Below are 23,666 nucleotides of genomic sequence, written 5' to 3' on the forward strand. Positions count from 1 at the left end.
TACACTCACCAGGCCGAAGTGAATGACCGACGCGTGAAGGCTTCGTGTGACCTTCACACCGCGAAGGGTGAGTTAAGATGGCGGCGCAAGGTCGCGCCCGACATCGACGCGCGACCTCGGAGGAGGAACCATGAAAGTAGGCATCAACGGGTTCGGGCGCATCGGTCGCCTCGTGTTCCGCATCCTCGTCGAGCGTGGCGTCGACGTCGTCGCCATCAACGACCTCACGGACAACAAGACCCTCGCCACGCTCCTGAAGTACGACTCGAACTTCGGGCGCTTCGCGGGCACGGTCGACTACGACGAGACCAGCCTCACCGTCAACGGCAAGAAGATCGCCGCGCTCGCCGAACGTGACCCGGGCGCGATCAAATGGGGCGAACTCGGCGCGGACATCGTCATCGAGTCCACCGGGATCTTCACGGACCGCGAATCGGTCAGCAAGCACATCCAAGGCGGCGCGAAGAAGGTCGTCATCACCGCGCCCGCCAAGGGCGACGACTTCAGCGTCGTTCTCGGCGTCAACGAGCAAGACTACGATCCCGCCAACCACCACATCATCTCCAACGCGTCGTGCACGACGAACTCTCTCGGCGCGCCGATGAAGCTGCTCGACGAAGCGTTCGGCATCGAAAAGGCGATCATGACGACCGTCCACTCGTACACGAACGATCAGCGTGTCCTCGACTTGCCGCACAAGGACTTGCGCCGCGCGCGCGCCGCCGCCGTCAACATCATTCCGACGTCGACGGGCGCCGCGAAGGCCGTGTCGGCCGTGTACCCGGCCCTCAAAGGCAAGTTCGACGGCACGAGCTTGCGCGTGCCCACCCCGACAGGTTCCATCTCGGACGTCGTCGTGATTCTCTCGCGCGAAGTCACGAAAGACGAAGTCAACGCCGTCTTCCGTGAAGCCGCGCAAGGCAAGCTCAAGGGCATCATGGATTACACCGAGGACCCCATCGTCCTCAGCGACATCCAAGGCGATCCGCACTCGGCGATCATCGACGGTGGACTCACCATGGCGATGGGCAACCTCGTGAAGTTCTTCAGCTGGTACGACAACGAGTGGGGTTACTCCAACCGCATCGCCGACCTCGTGCAGCTGATCCAGCAAAAAGGCTGAGCCACCCTTCGCACACGGGGTCGACGGTTCGATGAGCCGTTGACCCTTTCTTTCAAGGAGAGCTTCGTGAAGACCCTCAAGGACATCGACGTTCGTGGCAAACGCGTTCTCGTGCGCGTCGACTTCAACGTGCCGATCAGCGGCGGCAAGGTGCAAGACGCCACGCGCGTCCAAGCGAGCTTGCCCACCATCGAGTTCCTGCTCGACGAAGGCGCCAGCGTCATCCTCATGAGCCACCTCGGGCGCCCGAAAGGCGGCCCGGACGACAAGTACCGCCTCGCGCCCGTCAAAGACGTCCTCGAAGCGCTGCTGCAGCGTGACGTGACGTACCTGCGCAGCAATCCCGGCTCGGACGAGACGGCCCAAGCGCTTCGCGACGTGCAGCCGGGCAGCGTCGTCTTGCTCGAAAACGTCCGCTTCGAACCCGGCGAGGAAAAGAACGACGCCGAGCTCGCGGGCCGTCTCGCCGCGCTCGGCGACGCGTTCGTGCTCGACGCGTTCGGAAGCGCGCACCGCGCGCACGCCAGCGTCTCGGGTGTCGCGGCGCTCTTGCCGCACGCGGCGGGCTTCCTGCTCGAAAAGGAAGTGCGCGCCCTCGGCAAGCTCCTCGACGAAGCCGAGTCGCCGTACGTCGTCCTCATCGGCGGCGCGAAGGTCAGCGACAAGATCAAGGTCATCGAGAACCTCCTGCCGCGCGTCGACAAGCTTCTCATCGGCGGCGGCATGGCGTACACGTTCCTCAAGTCGCAAGGCGGAACCATCGGCGAGAGCATCCACGAGGACGACCAACTCGACCTCGCGCGCCGCCTTCTGGGCGAACACGAAGGCAAGATCTTCTTGCCGATCGACGTCGTCGCCGCCGATCGTTTCGCCGAGGACGCCGAGACGCGTGTCGTCGACGCCAAGGCGATTCCCGACGCGTGGCAAGGCCTCGACATCGGGCCGGCCACGCGCGAGAAGTACGCCGCCGAGTTGCAAGGCGCCAAGACGGTGTTCTGGAACGGCCCGATGGGCGTCTTCGAATTCGAAGCGTTCGCCGAAGGCACGAACGCCATGGCGAACGCCGTCGCGAACCTCGACGGGGCGTACACCGTCGTGGGCGGCGGAGACTCGGTGAGCGCCATCAACCAAAGCGGACTCGCCGACAAGATCGGCCACATCTCCACCGGGGGCGGCGCGAGCCTCGAGTTGCTCGAAGGGCAAGAATTGCCCGGCGTGAAAGCGTTGGCGTGACATGAGCGACGTCACGCCGCTTTTGGCCCTCAACTGGAAGATGAACAAGACGCCGAGCGAAGCGCGCGCCTGGGCGACCGAACTCGCCGGGACCTTCACGGGGCAGGGCGCCGAACTCGCCGTGATGGCGCCCGCCATCGACCTGCCCGGCGTCGCCGAGGCGTTGCGCGGCTCGCGCGTCGCGTACGGAGCGCAAGACGTGTCCGCGCACGCGTCGGGGGCATACACGGGTGAAATCAGCGCGGCGATGCTGCTTGACGTCGGCGCTTCGTACGCGATCGTCGGGCACTCCGAGCGGCGCGCGTACCACGCGGAAACGGACGAGAAGGTCGCGGCGAAGACGCGCGCGGCCTTGCAAGCAGGCCTCGTGCCGATCGTGTGCGTCGGCGAGGAGTTGCCCGTGCGCGAAGCGGGCGAGCACGTCGCGTTCACCTTGAACTCCCTGCGCGGCAGCCTCGAGGGCGTAGACGTTCGAGACGCGCGCGCTCTGGTGATCGCCTACGAACCCGTCTGGGCGATCGGAACGGGCAAGACCGCCACGGCCGACGACGCCGAGGAGATGGCGAGCGCGATTCGCGGGGAACTGCGGCGTTCGCTCGGAGACGTCGCCGACCGCGTGCGCGTCTTGTACGGCGGAAGCGTGAAGCCCGCCAACATCGCCGAGATTTGCGGCAAGGCCAACGTCAACGGCGCTCTCGTCGGCGGTGCGAGCCTCGAACTCGACTCGGTTCTTGGCATGGCGGGCGCGCTCAACGTCTGATCGAAGGCGCAAGGCCGCCGTTGGGCGCGACTCACGAACCGGAACTTCCCGAAGGCGACACTCGTACTGATGTGTATGACGCGTCGCCTTCTCCCCTTCTTGTTGGTGTTGCTCGCCGTGCTGTCGAGCACCGTGGACGCCGCGCGCCGAAGCGGCGGCGGCTTCGGCGGGTTTCGCACCACTCCCTCGTACCGCACGCCGAGCTATCGAAGCCCCACTTACCGCGCGCCGAGTTACCGAAGCCCCACCTACCGAAGCCCCACTTACCGCGCGCCGAGTTACCGCCCGTCGTACCGCAGCAATTTCTTCTTTCTGCCTTTCTTCGGGTTCTTTCCGGGATTCGGGTACGGCTACGGCGGCGGCGTGTCCTTTCTGGGCGGCTTGCTGAGCTTCCTGCTCAACCTCGTTTTGATCGTCGTCCTGATCGCCATCCTGCTTTGGTTCGTGCGCCGCTCTCGCCGCTTCTGAGCGTCTCGATGTCCCCGGCTGACCCGGGGATTTCCCTTGAGCTGATAGTGAAATGATTCACGATAATCCGGACGTGTGAATTTTGTGTTTGCTCGTCTTTGCGACTGTGTGAAGACGTGTTATGCTCCGCCCCATGCAACAACGACTCGCCGACCTGCTCGGGCGCGAAGGCCTCACCGCGCTTTGGGTGACCACGCCGGAACACGTCCGTCTGATCAGCGGCTTCACGTCTCCCGAGGACGCCAAGGTTCTCGTCACGCCGAGCGAAACGTGGCTGTACACCGACGCCCGCTACACCGCGCAAGCCGACGAGGAATGCCGCGTTCCGCACTTCATCGGCGCGCCCCCCCGCGCGAACGCCCTCAAGGAAATGTACGAGCACGCCCGCGTGCGATTCGGAGACGGTCCCGTCGGCGTGGAAGCCGCGCACCTCACCGTGCACGAATTCGAAACTCTGAAAGCCGCTTGGAACGCCGACCTCGTCGCGACGACCGGCTTGATCGAATCCGTGCGCCTCTCCAAGACGAACGAGGAAATCCAAGCGATTCGCGAAGCGCAACGCGTCGCCGACGAAGCGTACGCCGAAGTGCGCCCGACCATCACGGCGGGCCGCAAAGAGCGCGACGTCGCCCTCGACCTCGAAATCGCCATGCGTCGTCGCGGCGCCGCCGGACCCGCCTTCGACATCATCGTCGCGAGCGGCGCGCGAAGCGCCATGCCGCACGGCGTCGCCTCCGACAAGATCATCGAGGACGGCGACCTCGTCACGATCGACATGGGCGCCGTCGTGAACGGCTACCACTCGGACATGACCCGCACGATCGCCGTGGGCAGCGTGAGCGACGAGCTGCGGCGCATGTACGACGCCGTCCTCGAAGCCGAAGAAGCCTGCGTCGCCGCCGTCAAGCCCGGCATTCGCTGCGCCGACCTCGACCAGATCGCGCGCGACCTGCTCGCCAAGCACGACCTCGCGCCGCTCTTCGCGCACTCGCTCGGACACGGCGTCGGCCTCGCCATTCACGAAGGACCGAGTTTGTCGAGCGCGTCCGAGGACGTCCTCGCGCCCGGCATGATCATCACGATCGAGCCTGGCGTCTACCGACCCGGCGTGGGCGGGGTGCGCATCGAAGACCTCCTGCTCGTCACCGAAGACGGCTTCGACGTGCTGTCCAAAGCGCCCAAGGAGCGCGCGTGAAGCGGGCGCTCGCGGCGATGCTGCTCGCGAGCGCCGCCTTCGCGCAAGGCGCGGCGCCCGCCTCGTACACGGTCGTGCGCGGCGACACCGCGTGGGCCGTCGCTCGCAAGTACGGCCTGAGCGTCGACGCGTTGCTGCGCCTCAACGGCCTCGAAGCTCCCGACCTCAAAGTCGGACAGGTGCTCAAGGTCGGCGACACCGACGAACGCGTCGCCGTCGCCACCACGCCTCCCCCCGTCGCCGCGAGCGTCGCCGCCGCGTTCGCGCAGGCGGGCTACGCCGTGTACTACGGCGGCAGAAGCGACGCCGAAACGATCATGACGGCCGCGCACCTCACCTTGCCGATCGGCACGTGGGTGCGCGTCACCCACGAAAAAAGCGGAAAGAGCGTCCTCGTGAAGATCAACGACCGAGGTCCCTTTGGCAAAGCCGAGCGCATCATCGACCTCAGCCTCGCCGCCGCCCGCGAACTCGGCATTCTCGCCGAAGGCGTCGCCCTCGTGCGCCTCGAAGTCATCTCACGCTGACATGACCACCGAGCCGATGATTCGGTCCACGTCGTTCGGCGTCAACGTACACGTCGTGCTAAGCGGCGACGTCACCTTCGTCGTCGACACGGGCCTCACGAGCCGACAAGGTGACGTCTCGACGTTCTTCGCGCGCGTCGACCCCGACTTCGTCGTCTTGACTCACCACCATCCCGACCACGTCGGCAACGCCCGCGCCTTGTGGGAAACGCGTGGATACCGCATCGTCGCGCCGCGCGGCGACGCCGCGTACCTCACGGGCGAGCGCCCCCGCCCCGTCCTGCCCCTCCCCGTCATCGGGAAGATCCTCGGTCGAGCGCCGCTCGTACCGCGCGCCGCGCTCGACCTCGTCGGGGATGGCGACGACGTCGCTGGTTGGACGGTCATCGCCTTGCCCGGTCACACGCCCGGCCAAATCGGGTTGCTCAAAGACGGCGTGCTCATCGCGGGCGACGCCGTCGGTTCACGTCGAGGCGCCGCGACCTTGCCGCCGAAGTTCCTCAACGAACATCAAGAGGACGCGCGGCGCACCGTGCGCAAGATCGCCAATCTCGAAGCGCGTGAAGTCCACGTCGGCCACGGCCGCGTGCTGCGAGGCGACGCCGTGACGACCCTCGCCGACAAGCTCGGCGTTTGACGCTCCCTTCACGCGGCCGAGAACGTCCGATCGAGAACTCTATTCGGACGAACCGGTCAAGCGAGTGGGCGCGGAATGGACGGGCGGGCGCATCGCCCCGCAACTCCGCGAGCACCTCCCGAGCGGCCCACTCGCCGGATTGAACGGCGCGGTGCATGTACAAGTGCCACTCTGTCGACGTCTCGGCGCCCGCCCAGTGCAACCGGCCCACGGGCGCCCACAACGCCGGTTCGTACTCGCTCGGCACGCCCGGAGCGAAGTGCGCGCCGTAACCACCGCGCGCCCACTCGTCCACCGTCCAGTCCTGCTCGAAGTACGCTTGTGGAACGGCCGCGCGCGGCCGAGCAGGTCGTACACGTTCGAACCTTGATGCGCCGTTCGCATCGTGCGAACGCCGTAGTCGGCCGAGCTCTACGGGCGTGCCGAGTGGCGTGTGGACGGTACGGCCACGCCCTCGACCGAGCAGGCTTCGAGGACCACGACGGCTCGTCTGGCCTCCACGAGTTGCAAGGCGGCGGTGAGAGCCCGCCAAGCCCGCGACGACGACACGCACTTCGGTTTCGATCTGCTCGCGCACGTCACTCCTGAACCGAACGACACGTCGGATTCTCGAGTATAAGCCGCAGCCTCACGCGACTCGCGGGCACTTGCCCCTCGGCGCTTCGCGGACGCGTGGCCGTCGCTCACGTCCGTGCGTCACACTGAAAGCCATGAATTCGTTCCCGTTCACGGCGAGTCGATCGTGATCGAACGGTGGCTTCGAGGTGTCGAGGCCAGCTTGCCCGAAGACGCGCTCGTTCGCGAGGCGAGACGCGTCGTGACGCTCGTGCGCGCCGTCGACGCGGCGTGGCGACCGACGGCCGCGTGGTGGCAGCACGACCTCGACGCGCTCGACGACCTTCAAATGCTGCTCGAGCGGCCCTTCGCGTGGCTCACGCGGCGAGCCGCCATGATCGGCGCGTACCGCCGCGTGGCGGCGCTCGCGTGGAAGGCGGAAGTCGCGCTGCACGAAGCCGCGCACGGCGCGGCAGGGCTACTGGCGAACTTCGCGCCGACGTTGACTTGGACGCAAAGCGGCGAGGAATTCCCCGGGGGAATGACGCGAGCGACGCGACACCCGGCGTTGAGCGCGACGCTGCGCTTCTCGTGGCGCGGCGAGCGGCGACGCGCGGTCCTCGGCGGCGGCGAGTTGAACTTGGACTTGACGGAGCGATTGGTGGCGTTCGGTCTCGCGCCGCGCCTGCTGACGCTTCCCGGCGGTCACCGTTTGACGTTGAGCGACCACGACGAGGCGGCGATCGCTCGGCACTTGCGCGGCGTTCCAGCGGCCGAGCGGGCCGAGGTGATCGAGCGCGCGCAGGCGCGCTTGCAAGCGCATCCCGCCTTCGAAGTCGGCGCGACGGCGTTGGCGCGCGCGATGCTGCACGCTTGGCCGTCGAACCTCACGGCAGGCGAGGCGAAAGCGGTCTTCGACGCGGCGCGCGGCGGAGGTCCGGCAATGGCGCACGACGTCACGCCGACGCGTCCTGGGAGCCGCTAAGGTACGGCCGTGCCTTTCAACGACGGCTTCAGTTACAAAGAGCAACTCGGTGCGTCCGCCACCGGCCAGACCGTCGTGCAGTACCTCAGCGGGCGGCATCGGCACTCCACGCGCGACGAGTGGACCGAGCGCACGACACGTGGAGAAGTGCTGCTCGACGGCGCGCCCGCCCAAGGAGGCGAACGCTTGCGCGCGGGGCAGGTGCTGGTGTGGAACCGACCGCCTTGGTTCGAAGAGGACGTGCCGCGCGAGTACACCGTCGTGTACCGAGACGACGACGTCCTCGCCGTCGACAAGCCCAGCGGCCTGCCCACCATGCACGGAGGCGGGTTCTTGCGCAACACCTTGTTGAGCGTCGTGCGCGATTCGTATCCGCGGGCGGTGGCGCTGCACCGCCTCGGCCGCGCCACGAGCGGCCTCGTGCTGTTCGCGTTGAACGCGCGCGCCGCGTCGATGTTGGCCGAGGATTGGCGAAGGCACGCGATCGAAAAGCGGTACCGCGCGCTCGCGCGAGGCGTCGCGACCGAGGAATCGTACGACATCCGCGCGCGAATCGGGCGCGTGGCGCATCCACGCCTCGGAAGCGTGTACGCGGCGGCGAGTCACGGCAAGGAGGCTCGCAGCGACGCGCGGGTGCTCGAGCGTCGCTCGGACGCGACGTTGTTCGAGGTGAACATCCAAACGGGACGACCGCACCAAATTCGAATTCACCTCGCCTTCATCGGGCACCCGCTCGTGGGCGACGAGCTTTACACGCACGGCGGAGTTCCCAGCGCCGAGCATCCCGCCTTGCCGGGCGACGCCGGGTACTTTCTGCACGCGCAGACGTTGACGTTCAAGCATCCCGCGAGCGGACGCCGCGTCACGCTGAGCGCGCCGCCTCCGCCGCCGTTGCAGGGCGAGCGGCCGTGAACGTCGCCGAGATCATGACGTCGGAGACGGCGCGGCGTCGTGAACGAACGAGACGATTTCACGCGTCACGATTCGGACCCTCGAGTACCAAAAGGCGTGCGGTCCCGGCACCTTCTTCGAGCGGACGTCGGGCACGAACGCGCACAAGGTGCGGATGGCGTGGCTCGAGATCACGACGTCGAAGGTTCCCGCCATCACCAAGACGGGCGCGCGAATCGCGACGAGCTGCGGTTCGGTTTCGTGAACGCGCTGATCCTCGGCGATGAGCGCGATGCGCAGCGGACCGCAGCGCACGTACGCGGGCAGCAGGCGTGACAGCAACGTCGGGCGTTCGATCCACGCGTCGAGCATGAGGCGCGCCAATTGAAGCGGCACGCTCGGATTTTCCGGCACGCCCGTCGGCGCGAGCAGCACGAGACGGCCGAGCGCGTCGGGAAAGCGGCCCGCGAGGTCGATCGCGACTTCCCCGCCGAGGCTGTGCCCCACGATGACCGGGCGGTTCAAGTTCGCCGCGTCCAGCCAAGCGCGCAAGTGGTCCGACAAGCGCGAGATCGTGATGTGATCGAACGCGCGCGCTTCCGAGCGTCCGTGTCCGGGCGGATCGTAACACCACACCTCGAAGTGCCGCGACAAGTGAACGGCGAGCTTGCGGTACGCGTACGCGGCGCAGCCGATGCCGGGCACGATCACGAGCGGTTCGCCCGCGCCGTACACCAAGGCGTGCGTCAAGAGACCGTCGACGCGTCGCACGTCCACGCGAGGCTTCAAGCGTCCTCCAAGAAGTTCAGCACCGCGTCGTTGAACTCGGTCGGCGCGTCCCACATCACGACGTGTCCCGCGTTGGACAGCAGCACGTGCCGCGCGTCGGGAATGCACTTCGAGACGCTGAGGCCCACCTCGGGCGGAACGAGCACGTCCCGCCCGCCCGAAATCACGAGGGTCGGAGCTTGCACGAGCGCGCACAAGGTGGAGACGTCGTCGCGCAGCAACTCGCGACTCGCGCGGTACAACGTCAAGACGCCCGCGCGCAAAGCGTCCGTCGCGACGATCGGCAGGAAGTCGGGCCGTCCCCACAAGCCCGCTTGCGGCAACTTCAACGCCGCGCGAAACCACGACGAGCGCAGCAAGCCCGTCGGCGTGGCCAAGACGAGCTTGCGCACGAGGTCCGGGTAGGCGGCGGCGAGGTGAATGCACGTGTGGCCGCCCATCGAGTGCCCGAGGACGTGCGCGGGCGGCACGTCCGAGTCGCGCAGCCACCGCGCGAGCAACGCCGCCGACGCTTTGAGCGGCAGCGGCGTTTGACGCCGCGCGTAGCCGAAGCCGACGAGTTCGAGGCGGTACACGGTGAAACGCCGTTCGAACGCCGCGACGTTGCGCCGCCACCAGCGGCGAGAACCGCTCAAACCGTGCACGAGCACCAGTGGAGGGCCGTCGCCGCTTTTCGTGAAGCTCAGCGACCGCCCGTCATGCTCGAACAGTTCGTAGGTGCGCACGACCGCAGGATAATCGAAGCGGTGCGCGACCGCTTCTACACCAAGCGTTGAGACGGCGCCCTCAGCGGGCGCGCTCCATCGTGACGGTGCCGCCGCCGATCTCGCCGCCCGCGCGGTCGAAGGCCGTGAACGATCCTTTGAAGTGGTCGCCGTCGAACGCGCCTTGCACGCGGAACACCAAGGTCGTCGCGTCGTCGACGTACAACGTCACCTCCAAGCGGCCCGACGCGCTGTTGCCGGAGACGTTGCCGAGCACGGCGCCGTTCAGGCCGTACACGGTGCCCGCCACGCCGCGGTCATCGTCCATCACCACGCGCGCGTCGAGCGGTTGTCCGTCGCTCGTCACGAAGCGCGTCGTCCACTTGCCCGTCGCGCCCTCGTACACGGGACGGCGCTCGCTCGGCAAGGGCGCGCGGTACACGGGCTCGTTCGACGCGGCGGGCGCGGGCGCGGGAAGATCGGCGGGCGTCGCGCGGCGCAGTTCGAGCGACGCGTTGCTCGCCGTGAGGTGCAGCGCGCCGCCCTGTAACTTGTAGGAGTACGCGCGCGGCGCGCCCACCTTCGCGCCGGAATCGAAGCCGTTGAAGCGTGTGCAGCCGTTGTTGAGGCTGCTCGGCGACGAGCCGTTGACGCCTTTGGCTTGCGCGGGCTGCAACGTCAACGTCGATCCGGCCACCTTGAACGTGCCGCGCTCCCACGCGACGTTCAGCGACTCGCACGAAATCAAGTACGTGCTCATTCCGAAGCCTTGAGCGCTCATCGTCGACGAGATGACCGTTTGTTCGTACGTCCCGTTCGCGTTCAAGACGAGGCGGCGCGACGAGCCGTTGGCGTTCTTGAAGTCGCTGGAACCGAAGGCGTACGTGGCAGGCGTGAACACGCGGCCCGTGAACCACTCGCCCGCCACGGCGCTCGGCACGGCGGCGCTCGCGAGGCACGACGACAAGACGGTCAAGGCGGGCAGGACGCGGACACAACGAAGAACGAAGCTCATACCCAGACGGTACGAGCTTCGCGGTGACGAGCGCATGACGAGTCAGGCGACGAGGTTCAAGAACAGTTCGTGCAACCGCGCGTCACGCGTGAGCTCCGGGTGAAACGAGCTCGCCAGCAGGCGTCCTTGGCGCACGAGAACGACTTGCCCGTCGTGGCGCGCGAGCACCTCGGCCTCGTCGGGCACCGCCTCGATGACGGGCGCGCGGATGAACACCGCCGGAAAGGGTGCGTTCAAACCCGCGACGTTCAAGGGCACCTCGAACGAGTCGACTTGACGGCCGAAGGCGTTGCGGCGCACCCGCGTCGCCATCAAGGCGAGGCTCGGTTGGAAGCCGAACTGCGGCGGCACGCCCTGAATGTCTTGCGCGAGGAGAATCGCGCCGGCGCACGTGCCCCACACCGCGCCGCCCGACGCGGCGAACGCGCGAATCGGCTCGATGAGGTCGAAGTCGACGAGGAGCTTGCCGATGGTGGTGGACTCGCCGCCGGGAATCACGAGGCCGCCGAGACCGGCAAGGTCGGCGGGCAAACGCACTTCGGTCACGCGCGCGCCGAGACGTTCGAGCATGGCGGCGTGCTCGCGAAACGCGCCTTGCAGCGCGAGCACGCCGACCCGCTTGTCGAGGTTACCAGCCACGGCCCGCGAGGCGCTCGGATTCGATGAGGCCGTCGATGTTGATGCCCGTCATGGGCGCGCCGAGGTCTTCGCTGACTTCGGCGAGCACGTCGGGATTTTGGAAGTGCGTCACGGCCTTCACGATGGCGCGCGCACGCTTCTCGGGGTTGTCGCTCTTGAAGATGCCCGACCCGACGAACACGCCGTCCATGCCGAGCCACATCATGAGGGCCGCGTCGGCAGGGGTGGCGACGCCGCCCGCCGCGAAGTTCACGACGGGAAGCTTGCCGTGCTCGTGCACGAACCGCACGAGGTCGTACGGCGCTTGAAAGTCGCGCGCGAGCGTCATGAGCTCCTCGGAACGCGCCGACTTCACCTTTGCAATGTCGGACGTGATGGTTCGCGCGTGCCGCACGGCCTCCACGACGTTGCCCGTGCCCGCCTCGCCTTTCGTGCGGATCATGGACGCGCCTTCGCCGACGCGGCGAAGCGCTTCGCCGAGGTTTTTCGCGCCGCACACGAACGGCACCTTAAAGGCGTGCTTGTCGATGTGGAAGCTCTCGTCGGCGGGCGTGAGCACTTCGGACTCGTCGACGAAGTCCACGCCGAGCGCCTGCAGAATCTGCGCTTCCACGAAGTGGCCGATGCGCACCTTGGCCATCACGGGAATCGAGACGGCTTGGATGATGCTTTTGATCATCTTCGGGTCGCTCATGCGCGCGACGCCGCCGTCCTTGCGAATGTCGGCGGGCACGCGCTCGAGCGCCATGACGGCCGTGGCGCCCGCCGCTTCGGCGATGCGGGCTTGATCGGCCGTCACGACGTCCATGATGACGCCGCCCTTGAACATCTCCGCGAATCCGGTCTTCACTCGAGTGGTGGCAAGTTCCATGCAGGCAGGGTAAAGCACCACTGGTTCTCCCGACAGGGCCAGTTTCGGGTAGTGGGGGGAACCAGTCAGGAGCGTGGCACGCGAACGAGCGACTCGATGAGCGCGAAGAGATCAGCGGGCCGAAACGGCTTGGGTAGGCACGGCACGTTCGGCGGCGCGAATGCCGCTCCGATCAGCACGAAGCCGGGCGGATTCGGACGCGACGCGAGCGCGCGCTCGACGTCGAGGCCGCGGAGCGGCGCACTCAGCACGTCGCACACCACGACGGACGGCGAAAGCCGCTCGACGAGGTCGAGAGCTTGCACGCCGCTCGTCGCCGTGAACACCTCGAAGCCCCGCGAGCGCAAGATCAGCGCGAGCAGTTCCAGCAACTGAGGTTCGTCGTCCACGACGAGCACCGAGGTCATGAAGGCAGTGTAACGAAGCCGCTCATGAACGTGGGCGCAGATGTCGGGCGAATGTTACAAAGTGGGCGGCGCGCGACTCCGAGGCGCCGAAACGACGCGCCTCCGCCTCGACGGCGGAGGCGCGAACAGAGGCGCTCAGTATCGGAACGGACGGCTCCACGCGCCGTTTTGCGCTTTGTACACGAGGTTGAGGGCGCCTCCCGAATCCGTGAACACCACTTCGAGTTGCTGACCGAGTTCCTGGTACGCCACCGTCACGTTCGAACCCGGAGGGGCGCTTCCCGGTCCCGCCAGCACCACCGGCGCGCTCCACGCGCGGTTTTGCGCTTTGTACACGAGGTTGACGGCTCCGGTCGGCCCCACGGTGACGACCTCGAGTTGCTGATTCGGCGGGTGGTAGACGGCGACGATCGGACGGCCCGGCACGCCCACGTTCGCGGGGCTGATGGCAACGGGGCGGCTCCACGCGCCGTTGTTGGCTTTCCACAGCACGTTGACGCGTCCCGAGGGGTCGACGAAGAACGTCTCGAATTGCTGATTCAGCGGGTAGTACACGACGCTCAACGCGCCGCCGGGCGTGATGGCGCCGCTCGACGTGAGGGCCACGGGGCCGTTCCAGCGCCCGTTGTTGGCCTTCCACAGCACGCGAACCGAGCCGTCCTCGGCTCCCAACAGCACTTCGAGTTGGTTGTTGGCGGGATAGAAGGCCGCGGTCACGCCGCCGCCCGACGGCGCGAGACCGGCGGGCCCGAGGCGCGAAGGCGTGTTCCAACGACCGTTCTGAGCTTTCCACAGCACGTAGGGAGCGCCGTCCACGCCGACGTAGAACACCTCGAGCTGTTGATTCGGCGGGTAGTACACCGCGCTCACGTACGCGCCGGGACGCACCGTGCCGGGCGCCGTGAGGCGAACGGGACCGGCCCACGCGCCGTTGTTCGACTTCCACATGACTTGGATCGCGCCGTCGTTTCCGGCGAAGAACGTTTCGAGTTGACGGCCGAGCGGGTAGTTCACGGTCGTGAGCCACGCGCGCGGATCGACGACGTTGGGTCCCGTGAGGGCCGCCGGACCCTTCCACAGCGAGTTGTTGACTTTCCACAGCACGTTGACGGCGCCGCTCGGCGTCACGAACAGCGTCTCGAGTTGCTGGCCGCCCTCGAACGTGTACGGCGTCATTGCCATGCCCGCGCCAAACACCGGGGTGGGTCCCTTGCCGTACAGCACGCTCGCGCCGAGACGGTCGAGGTCGCTGAGCCGCCCGTCGCCGTTCCAGGCGGGATTGCAGTAATTCATGATCGACAAGCGGTCGTACGGAGTGACGAAGAGGTCAGGCTCGGTGCCTTGGTGCGCTTGCGTGCAGTCGAAGCGGTCGGAGCGGTTGTGTTCGTGCGCGAAGCCGAGCGCGTGTCCGAACTCGTGCACGGCGATCGCGTCGATGCAAAACTGCAGTCGCGAACGGCAGTCGCGCGAGAACGTGTTGAAGGTGAAGTTGAGGATCATGCCGTCCGCGCGGCCGTCGAGGCGATTGCCGAGCCCTTCCGTGTGAGGCCAGGCGTCGGCGATGCGAATGCGAATGCCGCGCGCGTCGCGCGCGCACGTTCCCCAACCGGTGAAGCGCACGGCCGAGGCCGTTTCCCACGTGCGCGCCACGGCCGCGCGCACCCAGGCGCGCTCGCGCGCGAAGGTGCCGGGATTTTCCCAGCACACCGCGATTTGAGGCGACGCCCACACGCTCGCGCGCTGAACGCTGAGCGGCGAACTCGTCGTGCCGATCGTTTCACGTTGCGAGAAGGCGCCGCCCGACAACGTGAGTGCCGCGCAGGCCAAGAAGGTCGTCGTCGCCGCCGCTGCCGTTCGTCTCGTCCGCATCACGAACCTCCTCGACCGGAGGACGGACGGGCGAACGAAAAAGACGGCGCCGTCGCGGTCGCCGTCATTGTGCGCTTCGCGCTTCGGGGCGTCAACGCCCCGCGAGGGTGGCGAGAAACTCGGCGTTGTTCGCCGTCTTGCCCATGCGGCCGAGCAGCATGTCCATCGCCTCGGCGGGGTCCATGTCGGAGATGACTTTGCGCAGCAACCACATCTTTTGCAGCACGGGTTGGGTGAGCAGCAGCTCTTCGCGGCGAGTGCCGGACTTGAGGATGTCCATCGCCGGGAAGATGCGGCGCTCTTCGAGGCGGCGGCTGAGGACGAGCTCCATGTTGCCCGTGCCCTTGAACTCCTCGAAGATCACGTCGTCCATGCGCGAACCCGTCTCCACGAGCGCCGTCGCCAAAATCGTCAGCGAGCCGCCGCCGCGGATGTTGCGGGCGGCGCCCAGGAAGCGCTTGGGCCAGTGCAGCGCGTTCGAGTCGAGACCGCCCGAGAGGGTGCGGCCTGTCGGAGGCGTGACGAGGTTGTTCGCGCGCGCGAGGCGCGTGATCGAGTCGAGCAGGATCACGACGTGCCCGCCCTCCTCCACGATGCGCCGCGCCCGCTCGTGCACGAACTCGGCGACGCGCACGTGGTTTTGCGGCGGCTCGTCGAACGTCGACGCGATGACTTGCGCGCCCTGCACGCTTTCGCGGAAGTCCGTGACTTCTTCGGGGCGCTCGTCGACGAGCAGCACCATCACGGTGACTTCAGGGTAGTTGCGAACGATGGAGTTGGCGATCTTCTTGAGAAGCGTCGTCTTCCCGGCTTTCGGCGGCGCGACGATGAGGCCGCGCTGACCGCGCCCGATCGGGCACAGCAAGTCCACGACGCGCAAGGCGACGTTGTCCTCCATCGTCGGGTCTTCGAGGACGAGTTGCTGATCCGGGAAGGTCGGCGTGAGGTCGTCGAAGCGCGGCCGCGCCGCCGCCGCGCCCGGATCGAGGCCGTTGACGGCCTCGACTCGCTGCAAGGTGCCGTAGCGCTCGTTGTCGCGCGGCGGGCGCGCGCGGCCGATGACTTCGTCGCCCGTGCGCAACTGGTACTGCTTGATGAGACCGGCCGACACGAGCACCGTGCGTGAATCGGGATCGAGGAGGTTTTCTTGCAAGAAGCCGTAGCCGTCCTGCGAAATTTCGAGGAAGCCGCGCGCGAGACGTTGACCTTCGCGTTGCGCTTGGCGCTCGAGAATCGCCAGGGCGAGCGCGTCTTTCTTGAGCTTGCGGTAATTGTCGATGCCGAGCCCCGCCGCGATGAGGTGGAGTTCGGGCATGATCTTCGTCTGGAGGTCTTGAAACTTCAGCGGTTCGGGCAGCGGGCCCGAGTTGGAAGGAACGCGGTCCATCATGGGTGAGTCCTTGATCAGGAAGTGGGCGAGGCGAGCCGCGCGGCCGCCGAGCCGAGTGAGGAAGCGAGCGTGAAAGCGCCGCGCGCGTCGAGAACGCGGATCTGTGCGGGGACGGCCGTGTCGACAAAGCGCTTCATGCAGCCTCCGGCGAGAGAAGGAAGATGAACCCGAGGTGTACATCGTACACGATCCATCGGCCGGACATGAAGCAGAAGGCGGACGGCCTGCGCGAAGAAAAACGAACGCGTTGACGCTCGGGACGGATCATCGTACCATGCCTGCAGGGCCGGATGTCCCGGCCGCAACAACTTTGCAGGCGATCGCGAGGACAGTACGCGGACACGGCGTTTCACAGCGAGTCGGGGATGGTGCGAGCCCGACGAGACGTTCCCGCCGAACATCACCTCCCGCGCCGTCGGAAGAACGAGCGAAGCTTCAGTAGACCCGACCGGACGGCCGCCCGACAGACGGCAAAGCGAGGCCCGCGATCCGCGGGCGAAGCCGGGTGGTACCGCGCCTTTCCAGCGCCCCAGCAATCGATGCCGGGGCGCCGATTCTTTTTTGGAGGATTCATGACCGACACGCTCAACACCCAGACCGAATCCCGCAAGCTGTTCGCCGACGTCGCGTCCAACCCGAGATACGCCGAGATCGAAGCGAACGTCCTCGCCTTTTGGAAGGAGCGCGGCGTCTTCGCAGCGACGCAGCGGCGCGAAGGCCCCGAATTCGTCTTCTACGAAGGGCCGCCCACGGCCAACGGGCAACCCGCCTTGCACCACGTGCTCGCGCGGTCGTTCAAGGACCTCTTTCCACGTTTTCGCACGATGCAGGGCTACCACGTCACGCGCAAAGGCGGTTGGGACACGCACGGCCTACCCGTCGAGATCTCCGTCGAGAAGAAGCTCGGGCTGCAAGGCCGCAACCACGGCGCTTCGCGCGAGGAACTCGAGGAATTCAATCGCCTGTGCCGCGAATCGGTCTTCACGACCATCCAAGACTGGAATTACTTCACCGAGCGCCTCGGGTACTGGGTGGACTTGGAGCACGCCTACGTCACGTACACCAACGCGTACATCGAAAGCGTCTGGAACCTTCTCAAGCGGCTGTGGACCAAAGGTCTCGTCGAGCAGGACTACAAAGTCGTGCCGCTCAGCCCGCGCATCTCCACGACGCTGTCCAAAGCCGAACTCGGCGAGGAGGACAGCTACAAGGAAGTCGACGATCCGAGCGTGTACGTGCGCTTTCCGCTGAAGCTCGACTCCTTGCCGAGCGCGGCGAGCGAGGCGTTGGCGGGCGTCCAAGGCGAAGACCGCGCCTCGCTCGCCCTCGTCATCTGGACGACGACGCCGTGGACGCTGCCGAGCAACACCTTGGCCGCCGTGAACGCCAAGCTCACGTACGTTGCGGCGCGCTCGGCGATGGGCACCGTCGTCGTCGCGAAGGACGCGGTGGAACGCCTCGGCGAACTGCCGGGCAAGACGCCGCTCGAAGTTCTCGCCGAATTCGAAGGGCGCGTTCTGGAAGGCGTGGAGTACGAGCCGCCCTTCGCGGACGTCGCGGTCGAACTCGGCGTCTTGAAGCAGTTGCACGAGCGGCGCGACGACGGACGGCCCGTGATGCACTTCGTGGCGCTCGCCGACTTCGTGTCCGCCGAGGACGGGTCGGGCGTCGCGCACGAAGCGCCCGTGTACGGCGCCGAGGACCTCGAGCTTTCACGCGCGTACGGCGCGCCGATGGTGTTCGGCGTGGACGACCACGGCATCTTGCGCGTCACGACCGAGCGCGGCCAGTTCTTCAAGGACGCCGACAAGGGCCTCATTCGTGATCTCAAGGCGCGCGGCCTCATGTACCACGCGGGCACGCTGCGCCACCGCTACCCCTTCCACGACCGCACGGGCGATCCGATTCTGTACTTCGCCAAGCCGAGTTGGTACGTCCGAACGCACAAGATGGCGGGCAAGCTCGTCGAAACGAACGACCTCATCAACTGGGTGCCGGAGAACATCAAGCACGGCCGTTTCGGCAAGTGGCTGGAAGGCAACGTCGACTGGGCCATCTCGCGCGAACGCTACTGGGGCACGCCCTTGCCGTTTTGGCGCGCCGAAGACGGCAGCGACACCATCTGCGTCGGGTCGTTGAGCGAGCTTCAAGAACTCGCGGGACGCGACCTCACGAACCTCGATCTGCACCGTCCCTACATCGACGACGTCACGTTCGAGCGGGGCGGCAAGACGTACCGCCGCGTGCCCGAGGTGCTCGACGTGTGGTTCGACTCGGGATCCATGCCGTACGCGCAGTGGGGCCTTCTCACCGACGAGACGGGCGAGTCTCCCCTGCCCGGCAAGGAAGCGAACTTCGAGGCGTTCAACAAGCACTTTCCCGCCGACTTCATCTGCGAGGCGATCGATCAGACGCGCGGCTGGTTTTACTCGCTGCACGCGATCTCGACGTTGCTGTACGGCGCGCCCGCGTACAAGAACGTCATCTGCCTGGGCCACATCGTCGACGAGCACGGCAAGAAGATGTCGAAGAGCAAGGGCAACGTCGTGCGGCCCATTCCTCTGTTCGATTCGTACGGAGCGGACTCGGTGCGCTGGTACATGTTCACGGCGTCCGAGCCGGGCGACCAGAAGCGCTTCTCGGAGCGCCTCGTCGGCGAAGCGCAGCGCGGCTTTCTGAACACGCTGTACAACGTCTACTCGTTTTTCGTGTTGTACGCGAACATCGACGCGCCGAACTTCGAGGAGGCGCCCGCGTTCGAAACGCGCCCTGAAATCGACCGCTGGCTGCTCGCCCGACTGCAAGTGACGGTGCGCGACGCGACGGCGGCCCTCGAAGCGTACGACGCGCGAGGCGGAGCGCGGGCCTTGGAGCGCTTCGTGGACGAGCTCAGCAACTGGTACGTGCGCCGCAACCGCCGCCGCTTTTGGCGCGGTGACGACCGGTCGGACGCGTCGAGCGCGTACGCGACGCTGCACGAAGCGCTCGTGACGGTGTCGAAGCTCGCCGCGCCGTTCGTGCCGTTCTTCGCCGAGCACCTCTATCAAAGCCTCGCGCGTCCGGTCGACGCGTCCGCGCCCGAGAGCGTGCACTTGTGTGACTGGCCGACCTTCGACGCTGCGAAGTTCGACGAGGCGCTCGTCTCGGAGATGGCGGCCTTGCTGCGCGTCGTGGACCTCGGGCGGGCCGTTCGCGGGCAGACGGGCATCAAGACGCGTCAACCCTTGCCCAAAGTCCTCGTGCGGGCGCGCACGCCTCAGCAGACGGCGGCCCTCGCGCGCTTCGCGGACTTGCTGCGCGAGGAGCTCAACGTCAAGGACGTCGAGTTTCTCGATCCGTTCGCGGAGCTCGTCACCTACACGCTGCGCCCGAACTTGCCCGTCATCGGCAAGACGTACGGCAAGCAAGTGCCGCTTTTGCGTCAAGCGCTCGCCGAGACGGACGCGGCGGCCGTCGCACGCGCCGTGCGCGACGGCCAAGACTTCACGGTGTCGGCGGGCGGCGTGACCTTCACGTTGCCGCCGAGCGGGGTGCTGGTGGACGCCAAGAGTCCCGAAGGGCTCGCGGCGGCGGAAGACGCCGGGTACCTCGTGGCGTTCGACACGACTCTCACGCGCGATCTCGTGCTCGAAGGGCTGGCGCGTGACCTCGTGCGGGCGGTGCAAGACGCTCGCAAGAACGCCGGGTTCGACGTTTCCGACCGCATCGAACTCGGGTTGGACGTGCAAGGCGACATGGGCGAGGCGGCGCGCGCGTGGGAGTCGTTCGTGGCGGGCGAAGTCCTCGCGGACCGTGTCGTGTTCGGCTCGGTCGAAGGATTCTCCGTGGAAGTCGAGGGCGGCCGGGTCTTCGTTCGCGCTCTTCGTTGATCGACCGCGCCACCTTTCGGGGTGGCGCTTCTTCGAGGTCTTTAAGTGATTTATTTCACAATGAACGGGCGCGTGATTTTTTTGTCGCTCTTTGGATATCGAGTTCCGACTATTTTGTTGTTCCCGAAGAAGTAACACGACTATGAATAGGCGGCGGCGTACCCTCGACACATGCCTTGGAATCCCGATCAGTACCAACAGTTCGGCGCCCAGCGCGCCCAGCCTTTTCACGACCTTTTGAACCTCCTCGACGTCCGCCCGCACCTCAAGGTCGTCGACCTCGGATGCGGCACGGGCGAGCTCACCCGCCTGCTCGCCGACCGACTGCCCGACAGCGACACCCTCGGCATCGACGCGTCATCCGAGATGCTCGCCAAATCGCACGCCTTCACGCGGCCCGGCCTGCGCTTCGAACGGCGCGACATCCTCGAGCTCGCCGGAAGCTTCGACGTCATCTTCTCGAACGCCGCCCTGCAATGGCTTCCCGACCACGACGCCCTCCTGGCGCGCTTGTGGACACACCTCGCGCCGCGCGGACAACTCGCCGTACAAGTGCCGAGCAACTTCGACCACCCGTCCCATCGCCTCTTGAACGACACGGCCCGTGAATTCGCCGACGACCTCGGCGGGTTCACCCGCCTGCAAAGCGCGCCCGCCTCGCGCGCGCGCCCCGTGGCGAGCCTCACCGAGTACGCCGAGCGCCTCTTCGACCTCGGCGGGATCGACATCGTCGCGTTCGAGAAGATCTACCCGGTCGTGCTGAGCGACGCGGACGGAATCCTCGCTTGGACGCGAGGCACGGCCCTCGTACCGTACCTCGAACGACTCGACGACGAGCGCAAGGCCGCGTTCGAAGCGCGTTACCGCGAGAGGTTGTGGCAACAATGGCCGAGCGGGCCCGTCTTCTACGCCTTCAAGCGCACGTTGTTCACGGCCCGCAAACCCGCCTAACGTCCTTGCAAAAATCGCAGCGTACCTTCGTACAACGCGTCGCGCGCCGGGATCTTCTCGAAGGCGTGCCCGACTTTCGGCACGAGCGAGAGCGGCGCGGCCGCGGCCATCGCGTACGCCTCGGCGCTCGACCGAGCGACGCGCTCGTCCTTCTCCCCTTGAAAGACGTGCACGTCCCGTCCCGCGACCCGCACGGCCTCCAGCGGGTCGAGGCGAGGCAGCTCGGCGAGAAACGGACGCCCGACGCCTTGCCCGGCGACGTCCACGATCGTCGACGGCAGCGTTCCGAACGGCAAGAGCTTCAAAAGGTCGTTCGGCAGGGCGGGCGCCCACAACGCGAGGCGGTGCGGACGCAGTTGCCGCGCCGACAAGGCCGCGACGAGGCCGCCCGTCGAATACCCCAGGAGCGACACGCGCTCGGCGTCCACGCCCGGTTGGGCGCGCGCGTACGCGCAGGCGGCGACCGCATCTTCGACTTGACGGGACATCATCACCTCCTCGTGCTCGCCGTCCGAATCGCCGCAGCCTCGAAAGTCGAAGCGCAAGCTGCCGAGGCCGCGCGGCGCGAAGAACCGGCTGGCGAGGGTGAACAACCGCCCGTCCTCGCTGCGCTGCCCCATGAAGCCGTGCAGCATCACGACGAGCGGCCAACCCGTCGAAGGCGCGGGCCCGTCGGGAAGGTGCACGATACCGACGAGCCGCTGCCCGTTCACACGGAAGGACGCGAACGTTTCCATGCGCGCCAGTCTACAAGCGCGCGCGCGAAGACGGTCAAGATTGAGTCAAGAAGGACGCCGTCGCCTCGTACAAGGCCCGCACGGCCTCCAACGAATCGAAGGTGTGGTTCGCGCCGGGAATCACGACCAACTCGGCATTCGACGCCTCGGCGTACGCCTGCCCCACGGCGAGCGGCACCGCCGCGTCCACCTCGCCGTGCACGACGCGCACGCGCCCCGAGAAGCGCGTCAAGGTCCCGACCGGATTCACGATCGGCAGCTCCTCCAAAAAGGCGCGGCCGAGCGGCCAGCCGTTCACGTCGATCACCTCGGGCAGCGTGTCCACGGTCGGCATGTTCGCCAGCCACAATTCCGGCGAGGCGGGCGCCCACAAGACGAGGCGCTCGGCGTTCACCTCGGCCGCGGCGAGCGCCGCGACCATGCCGCCCATCGAAAAGCCCAGCAACATGACTCGCTTCGCGTCGAGTTCGGGATGGGCGCGCGCGAACGCGAACGCCGCGCGCACGTCCTCGAGTTCGCGCGACACCGTCATCTCGGCGAAGTCACCCTGCGACTCGCCGCTGCCACGAAAATCGAAGGTGAGGGCGGCGACGCCGAGGTTCGAGAGGCGGCGGGCGAGCAACGGCAGCAAACGATGGTCCCCGGCGCGGTTGCCGGTGTAACCGTGCAGCAGTACCACGCTCGGATGGCCGCTCGGCGGACGCGGCGCGTCCGGAAGGTACAGCAGGCCGTAAAGAGCTTGACCGCCCACGACGAACGAAACTTGGAATTCCACGAGCGGAGCGTACCGAGCGCGCGCCCTCGGCGCAAGGGTGCCGACCACTCGCCAGCCACGACGCGCGGCGTGCTTCACGCGCCCGGTCGTTCGCGTGCGGCGAAGCGGCCTTTTACGTGGCCGCGCCCTTCACGAGCGCCCGCTCGGCGTCGGTGCGCGGCTTGCCGTCAAGGACGACGTCCACGGCGAGCTCCAGCGGAACGTCGCCGCGCTCGGCGCGCAGCACGAACGCCTCGTAGAACGCCTTGATGATGCCCGCGACGGGCGTCGCGAGAATCGCGCCCGCGAAGCCGAACGCCGTGCCGAACGCGAGCAAGGCCAGCAGCAACGACACCGGATGCAAGTCCATGCGGTCGGCGCGCACGAACGGCCCCACGAAGTTCGACGTCAAGGTGTCGAGCAGCAAGAAGAACACGCCCACCCACAACGCCGTCTGCGGTCCCACGGCGAGCGCGACGAGCAGCGGCGGAACGGCCATGACGTAGAAGCCGACGCGCGGCACGAGCTCCGAGAAGAACGCGAGCAACGCCCACACGAGCGCGCCCGGCACCCCGAGAAGGCTCAGCACGATCCCGACCGTGACCGCTTGAAAGGCGCCCACGATGAGGTTCGACCCCAGCCAGCCCGCCACGGCCTGTCCGCTCGACGCGAGCGCGAGCATCGCCGGACGGCGTAATTCCGGCGGGAACACCGCGATGAGACCGCGCACCAAGGGGCGCGGTTGCGCCACGCTGAACACCACCGACACGCCGAGCAGCGCCAGCAAACCGACGCCGCTCACGAGGGACACCGTGAACGACCCGACGCGCGCCAACCACGTTTGCAACGTCGGCAAGGCTTGCGTCACGAAGTCCGCGTTGACGTTCGACACCGACGACCGAATCTCGTCGGCGAGGCTCGGCGAGACACGCCCGGCGAGATTCGCGAGGGTGTTGGCGAGGCCCGTGACGAACGCGGGCAGTTGCGTCACGAGCTTCGACACCTCCGTCACGAACCGTGGCAACGCGATCCACAACACGAGCGCCGCGATCAGCAACGCGATCACCACCACGAGCGTCGTCGCGAGACCGCGCGGCACGCGGCGGCGCTCCAACCACCGTACGGGCGCGTTGAGGCCCAGCGCGAACACGAAGGTCGCGGCGGTGAACAGCACCACGAACAACGTCGTCTGCAAAAACCACAAGGCGAGCACGACCCCGAAGAAGAGCCACACGAGCTTCGCGAGCGAGCGGTACAGCGGGTCGGGTTGAAGCATGGATCACTGTACCCCGCCGCC

23 protein-coding genes and 1 pseudogene are annotated in these 23,666 nt (G+C 67.1%); 11 read left to right on the plus strand and 13 right to left on the minus strand.

What is annotated here, in order from left to right; all coding sequences use genetic code 11:
* Window positions 1-130: 130 nt before the first annotated feature.
* The 7 genes from gap (at window position 131) to DES52_RS13215 (ending at window position 5,943) form a co-directional block, all read left to right on the plus strand.
* Complete coding sequence (gap, locus tag DES52_RS13185; protein ID WP_110887291.1) at window positions 131-1,123, plus strand: type I glyceraldehyde-3-phosphate dehydrogenase; 993 nt, start codon at window positions 131-133, stop codon at window positions 1,121-1,123.
* A gap of 66 nt (window positions 1,124-1,189) precedes the next feature.
* Window positions 1,190-2,356 carry a phosphoglycerate kinase gene (locus tag DES52_RS13190; protein WP_110887408.1) on the plus strand — a complete coding sequence of 389 codons (1,167 nt, stop codon included), beginning with the start codon at window positions 1,190-1,192 and terminating at the stop codon, window positions 2,354-2,356.
* 1 nt (window position 2,357) lies between these two features.
* Window positions 2,358-3,116 carry a triose-phosphate isomerase gene (gene tpiA, locus DES52_RS13195; protein WP_110887292.1) on the plus strand — a complete coding sequence of 253 codons (759 nt, stop codon included), beginning with the start codon at window positions 2,358-2,360 and terminating at the stop codon, window positions 3,114-3,116.
* A 75-nt stretch (window positions 3,117-3,191) separates the two neighbouring features.
* Window positions 3,192-3,584, plus strand: coding sequence for a DUF1517 domain-containing protein (locus DES52_RS13200; protein WP_110887293.1), 393 nt, complete (start codon window positions 3,192-3,194; stop codon window positions 3,582-3,584).
* 133 nt (window positions 3,585-3,717) lie between these two features.
* Window positions 3,718-4,779, plus strand: coding sequence for a M24 family metallopeptidase (locus tag DES52_RS13205; protein WP_110887409.1), 1,062 nt, complete (start codon window positions 3,718-3,720; stop codon window positions 4,777-4,779).
* Complete coding sequence (locus DES52_RS13210; protein ID WP_245900985.1) at window positions 4,776-5,306, plus strand: septal ring lytic transglycosylase RlpA family protein; 531 nt, start codon at window positions 4,776-4,778, stop codon at window positions 5,304-5,306. The genes DES52_RS13205 and DES52_RS13210 overlap by 4 nt, the downstream gene beginning before the upstream one ends.
* Window position 5,307: 1 nt before the next feature.
* Window positions 5,308-5,943, plus strand: coding sequence for an MBL fold metallo-hydrolase (locus DES52_RS13215; RefSeq protein WP_245900987.1), 636 nt, complete (start codon window positions 5,308-5,310; stop codon window positions 5,941-5,943).
* Between the two features lie 121 nt (window positions 5,944-6,064).
* Here DES52_RS13215 and DES52_RS23750 read toward each other — a convergent pair.
* A pseudogene (locus tag DES52_RS23750) lies at window positions 6,065-6,520 on the minus strand (FAD-dependent oxidoreductase); the annotation flags it as partial.
* 165 nt (window positions 6,521-6,685) lie between these two features.
* Between DES52_RS23750 and DES52_RS13225 the strand changes: the two are divergent.
* Both DES52_RS13225 and DES52_RS13230 read left to right on the plus strand, forming a co-directional pair.
* A complete protein-coding gene (locus DES52_RS13225) occupies window positions 6,686-7,483 on the plus strand; it encodes a hypothetical protein (RefSeq protein ID WP_146237284.1) in 798 nt (265 codons plus the stop codon).
* A gap of 9 nt (window positions 7,484-7,492) precedes the next feature.
* Window positions 7,493-8,395, plus strand: coding sequence for an RluA family pseudouridine synthase (locus DES52_RS13230; protein ID WP_110887295.1), 903 nt, complete (start codon window positions 7,493-7,495; stop codon window positions 8,393-8,395).
* A 12-nt stretch (window positions 8,396-8,407) separates the two neighbouring features.
* Here the strand turns inward: DES52_RS13230 and DES52_RS13235 are convergent, their stop codons facing one another.
* The 9 genes from DES52_RS13235 to DES52_RS23590 form a co-directional block, all read right to left on the minus strand.
* Window positions 8,408-9,163: an alpha/beta fold hydrolase gene (locus DES52_RS13235; RefSeq protein ID WP_170131047.1), complete on the minus strand. Its 756-nt coding sequence runs from the start codon at window positions 9,161-9,163 to the stop codon at window positions 8,408-8,410.
* Window positions 9,160-9,888: an alpha/beta fold hydrolase gene (locus DES52_RS13240; RefSeq protein WP_110887297.1), complete on the minus strand. Its 729-nt coding sequence runs from the start codon at window positions 9,886-9,888 to the stop codon at window positions 9,160-9,162. The genes DES52_RS13235 and DES52_RS13240 overlap by 4 nt, the downstream gene beginning before the upstream one ends.
* A gap of 61 nt (window positions 9,889-9,949) precedes the next feature.
* Window positions 9,950-10,882: a hypothetical protein gene (locus DES52_RS13245; protein ID WP_110887298.1), complete on the minus strand. Its 933-nt coding sequence runs from the start codon at window positions 10,880-10,882 to the stop codon at window positions 9,950-9,952.
* Between the two features lie 42 nt (window positions 10,883-10,924).
* Window positions 10,925-11,521 (minus strand): pyridoxal 5'-phosphate synthase glutaminase subunit PdxT, encoded by a 597-nt coding sequence (pdxT, locus tag DES52_RS13250; RefSeq protein ID WP_281268571.1) that lies wholly within the window; start codon window positions 11,519-11,521, stop codon window positions 10,925-10,927.
* On the minus strand, window positions 11,511-12,392 hold the full coding sequence (gene pdxS, locus DES52_RS13255) for a pyridoxal 5'-phosphate synthase lyase subunit PdxS (protein WP_110887299.1): 882 nt from the start codon (window positions 12,390-12,392) through the stop codon (window positions 11,511-11,513). Before pdxS ends, pdxT begins: the two co-directional genes overlap by 11 nt.
* Before the next feature lie 65 nt (window positions 12,393-12,457).
* Entirely contained in the window at window positions 12,458-12,799 is a 342-nt protein-coding gene (locus DES52_RS13260) for a response regulator (RefSeq protein WP_110887300.1), read from the minus strand.
* Window positions 12,800-12,934: 135 nt separating this feature from the next.
* Window positions 12,935-14,668, minus strand: a complete 1,734-nt coding sequence (locus DES52_RS23305; RefSeq protein WP_211317926.1) for a beta propeller lectin — start codon at window positions 14,666-14,668, stop codon at window positions 12,935-12,937.
* Between the two features lie 91 nt (window positions 14,669-14,759).
* Window positions 14,760-16,058, minus strand: coding sequence for a transcription termination factor Rho (gene rho / locus DES52_RS13270; RefSeq protein WP_425451127.1), 1,299 nt, complete (start codon window positions 16,056-16,058; stop codon window positions 14,760-14,762).
* 14 nt (window positions 16,059-16,072) lie between these two features.
* A complete protein-coding gene (locus DES52_RS23590) occupies window positions 16,073-16,195 on the minus strand; it encodes a hypothetical protein (protein ID WP_281268572.1) in 123 nt (40 codons plus the stop codon).
* Between the two features lie 435 nt (window positions 16,196-16,630).
* Here DES52_RS23590 and ileS point away from each other — a divergent pair, with 435 nt between their 5' ends.
* Together ileS and DES52_RS13280 are read left to right on the plus strand one after the other, a co-directional pair.
* Window positions 16,631-19,927, plus strand: coding sequence for an isoleucine--tRNA ligase (gene ileS / locus DES52_RS13275; protein WP_110887301.1), 3,297 nt, complete (start codon window positions 16,631-16,633; stop codon window positions 19,925-19,927).
* A 171-nt stretch (window positions 19,928-20,098) separates the two neighbouring features.
* Entirely contained in the window at window positions 20,099-20,878 is a 780-nt protein-coding gene (locus tag DES52_RS13280) for a methyltransferase (RefSeq protein WP_110887302.1), read from the plus strand.
* Here the strand turns inward: DES52_RS13280 and DES52_RS13285 are convergent.
* From DES52_RS13285 to DES52_RS13295, 3 genes are all read right to left on the minus strand, one after another.
* Complete coding sequence (locus DES52_RS13285) at window positions 20,875-21,615, minus strand: alpha/beta hydrolase (RefSeq protein ID WP_110887303.1); 741 nt, start codon at window positions 21,613-21,615, stop codon at window positions 20,875-20,877. The genes DES52_RS13280 and DES52_RS13285 overlap by 4 nt on opposite strands.
* A 34-nt stretch (window positions 21,616-21,649) precedes the next feature.
* Window positions 21,650-22,390 carry an alpha/beta hydrolase family protein gene (locus DES52_RS13290; RefSeq protein WP_110887414.1) on the minus strand — a complete coding sequence of 247 codons (741 nt, stop codon included), beginning with the start codon at window positions 22,388-22,390 and terminating at the stop codon, window positions 21,650-21,652.
* A 112-nt stretch (window positions 22,391-22,502) separates the two neighbouring features.
* Complete coding sequence (locus DES52_RS13295; protein WP_110887304.1) at window positions 22,503-23,645, minus strand: AI-2E family transporter; 1,143 nt, start codon at window positions 23,643-23,645, stop codon at window positions 22,503-22,505.
* Window positions 23,646-23,666 lie beyond the last annotated feature (21 nt).

The sequence above is a fragment of the Deinococcus yavapaiensis KR-236 genome (assembly GCF_003217515.1).
Lineage (GTDB): Bacteria > Deinococcota > Deinococci > Deinococcales > Deinococcaceae > Deinococcus_A > Deinococcus_A yavapaiensis.

Coding starts and splice junctions, on each gene's coding strand:
- gap (WP_110887291.1), top strand. CDS start 131: ATGAAAGTAGGCATCAACGGGTTCGGGCGCATCGGTCGCCTCGTGTTC.
- tpiA (WP_110887292.1), top strand. CDS start 2,358: ATGAGCGACGTCACGCCGCTTTTGGCCCTCAACTGGAAGATGAACAAG.
- DES52_RS13200 (WP_110887293.1), top strand. CDS start 3,192: ATGACGCGTCGCCTTCTCCCCTTCTTGTTGGTGTTGCTCGCCGTGCTG.
- DES52_RS13205 (WP_110887409.1), top strand. CDS start 3,718: ATGCAACAACGACTCGCCGACCTGCTCGGGCGCGAAGGCCTCACCGCG.
- DES52_RS13215 (WP_245900987.1), top strand. CDS start 5,308: ATGACCACCGAGCCGATGATTCGGTCCACGTCGTTCGGCGTCAACGTA.
- DES52_RS13245 (WP_110887298.1), bottom strand. CDS start 10,882: ATGAGCTTCGTTCTTCGTTGTGTCCGCGTCCTGCCCGCCTTGACCGTC.
- pdxS (WP_110887299.1), bottom strand. CDS start 12,392: ATGGAACTTGCCACCACTCGAGTGAAGACCGGATTCGCGGAGATGTTC.
- DES52_RS13260 (WP_110887300.1), bottom strand. CDS start 12,799: ATGACCTCGGTGCTCGTCGTGGACGACGAACCTCAGTTGCTGGAACTG.
- DES52_RS23305 (WP_211317926.1), bottom strand. CDS start 14,668: ATGCGGACGAGACGAACGGCAGCGGCGGCGACGACGACCTTCTTGGCC.
- rho (WP_425451127.1), bottom strand. CDS start 16,058: ATGATGGACCGCGTTCCTTCCAACTCGGGCCCGCTGCCCGAACCGCTG.
- DES52_RS23590 (WP_281268572.1), bottom strand. CDS start 16,195: ATGAAGCGCTTTGTCGACACGGCCGTCCCCGCACAGATCCGCGTTCTC.
- ileS (WP_110887301.1), top strand. CDS start 16,631: ATGACCGACACGCTCAACACCCAGACCGAATCCCGCAAGCTGTTCGCC.
- DES52_RS13280 (WP_110887302.1), top strand. CDS start 20,099: ATGCCTTGGAATCCCGATCAGTACCAACAGTTCGGCGCCCAGCGCGCC.
- DES52_RS13285 (WP_110887303.1), bottom strand. CDS start 21,615: ATGGAAACGTTCGCGTCCTTCCGTGTGAACGGGCAGCGGCTCGTCGGT.
- DES52_RS13295 (WP_110887304.1), bottom strand. CDS start 23,645: ATGCTTCAACCCGACCCGCTGTACCGCTCGCTCGCGAAGCTCGTGTGG.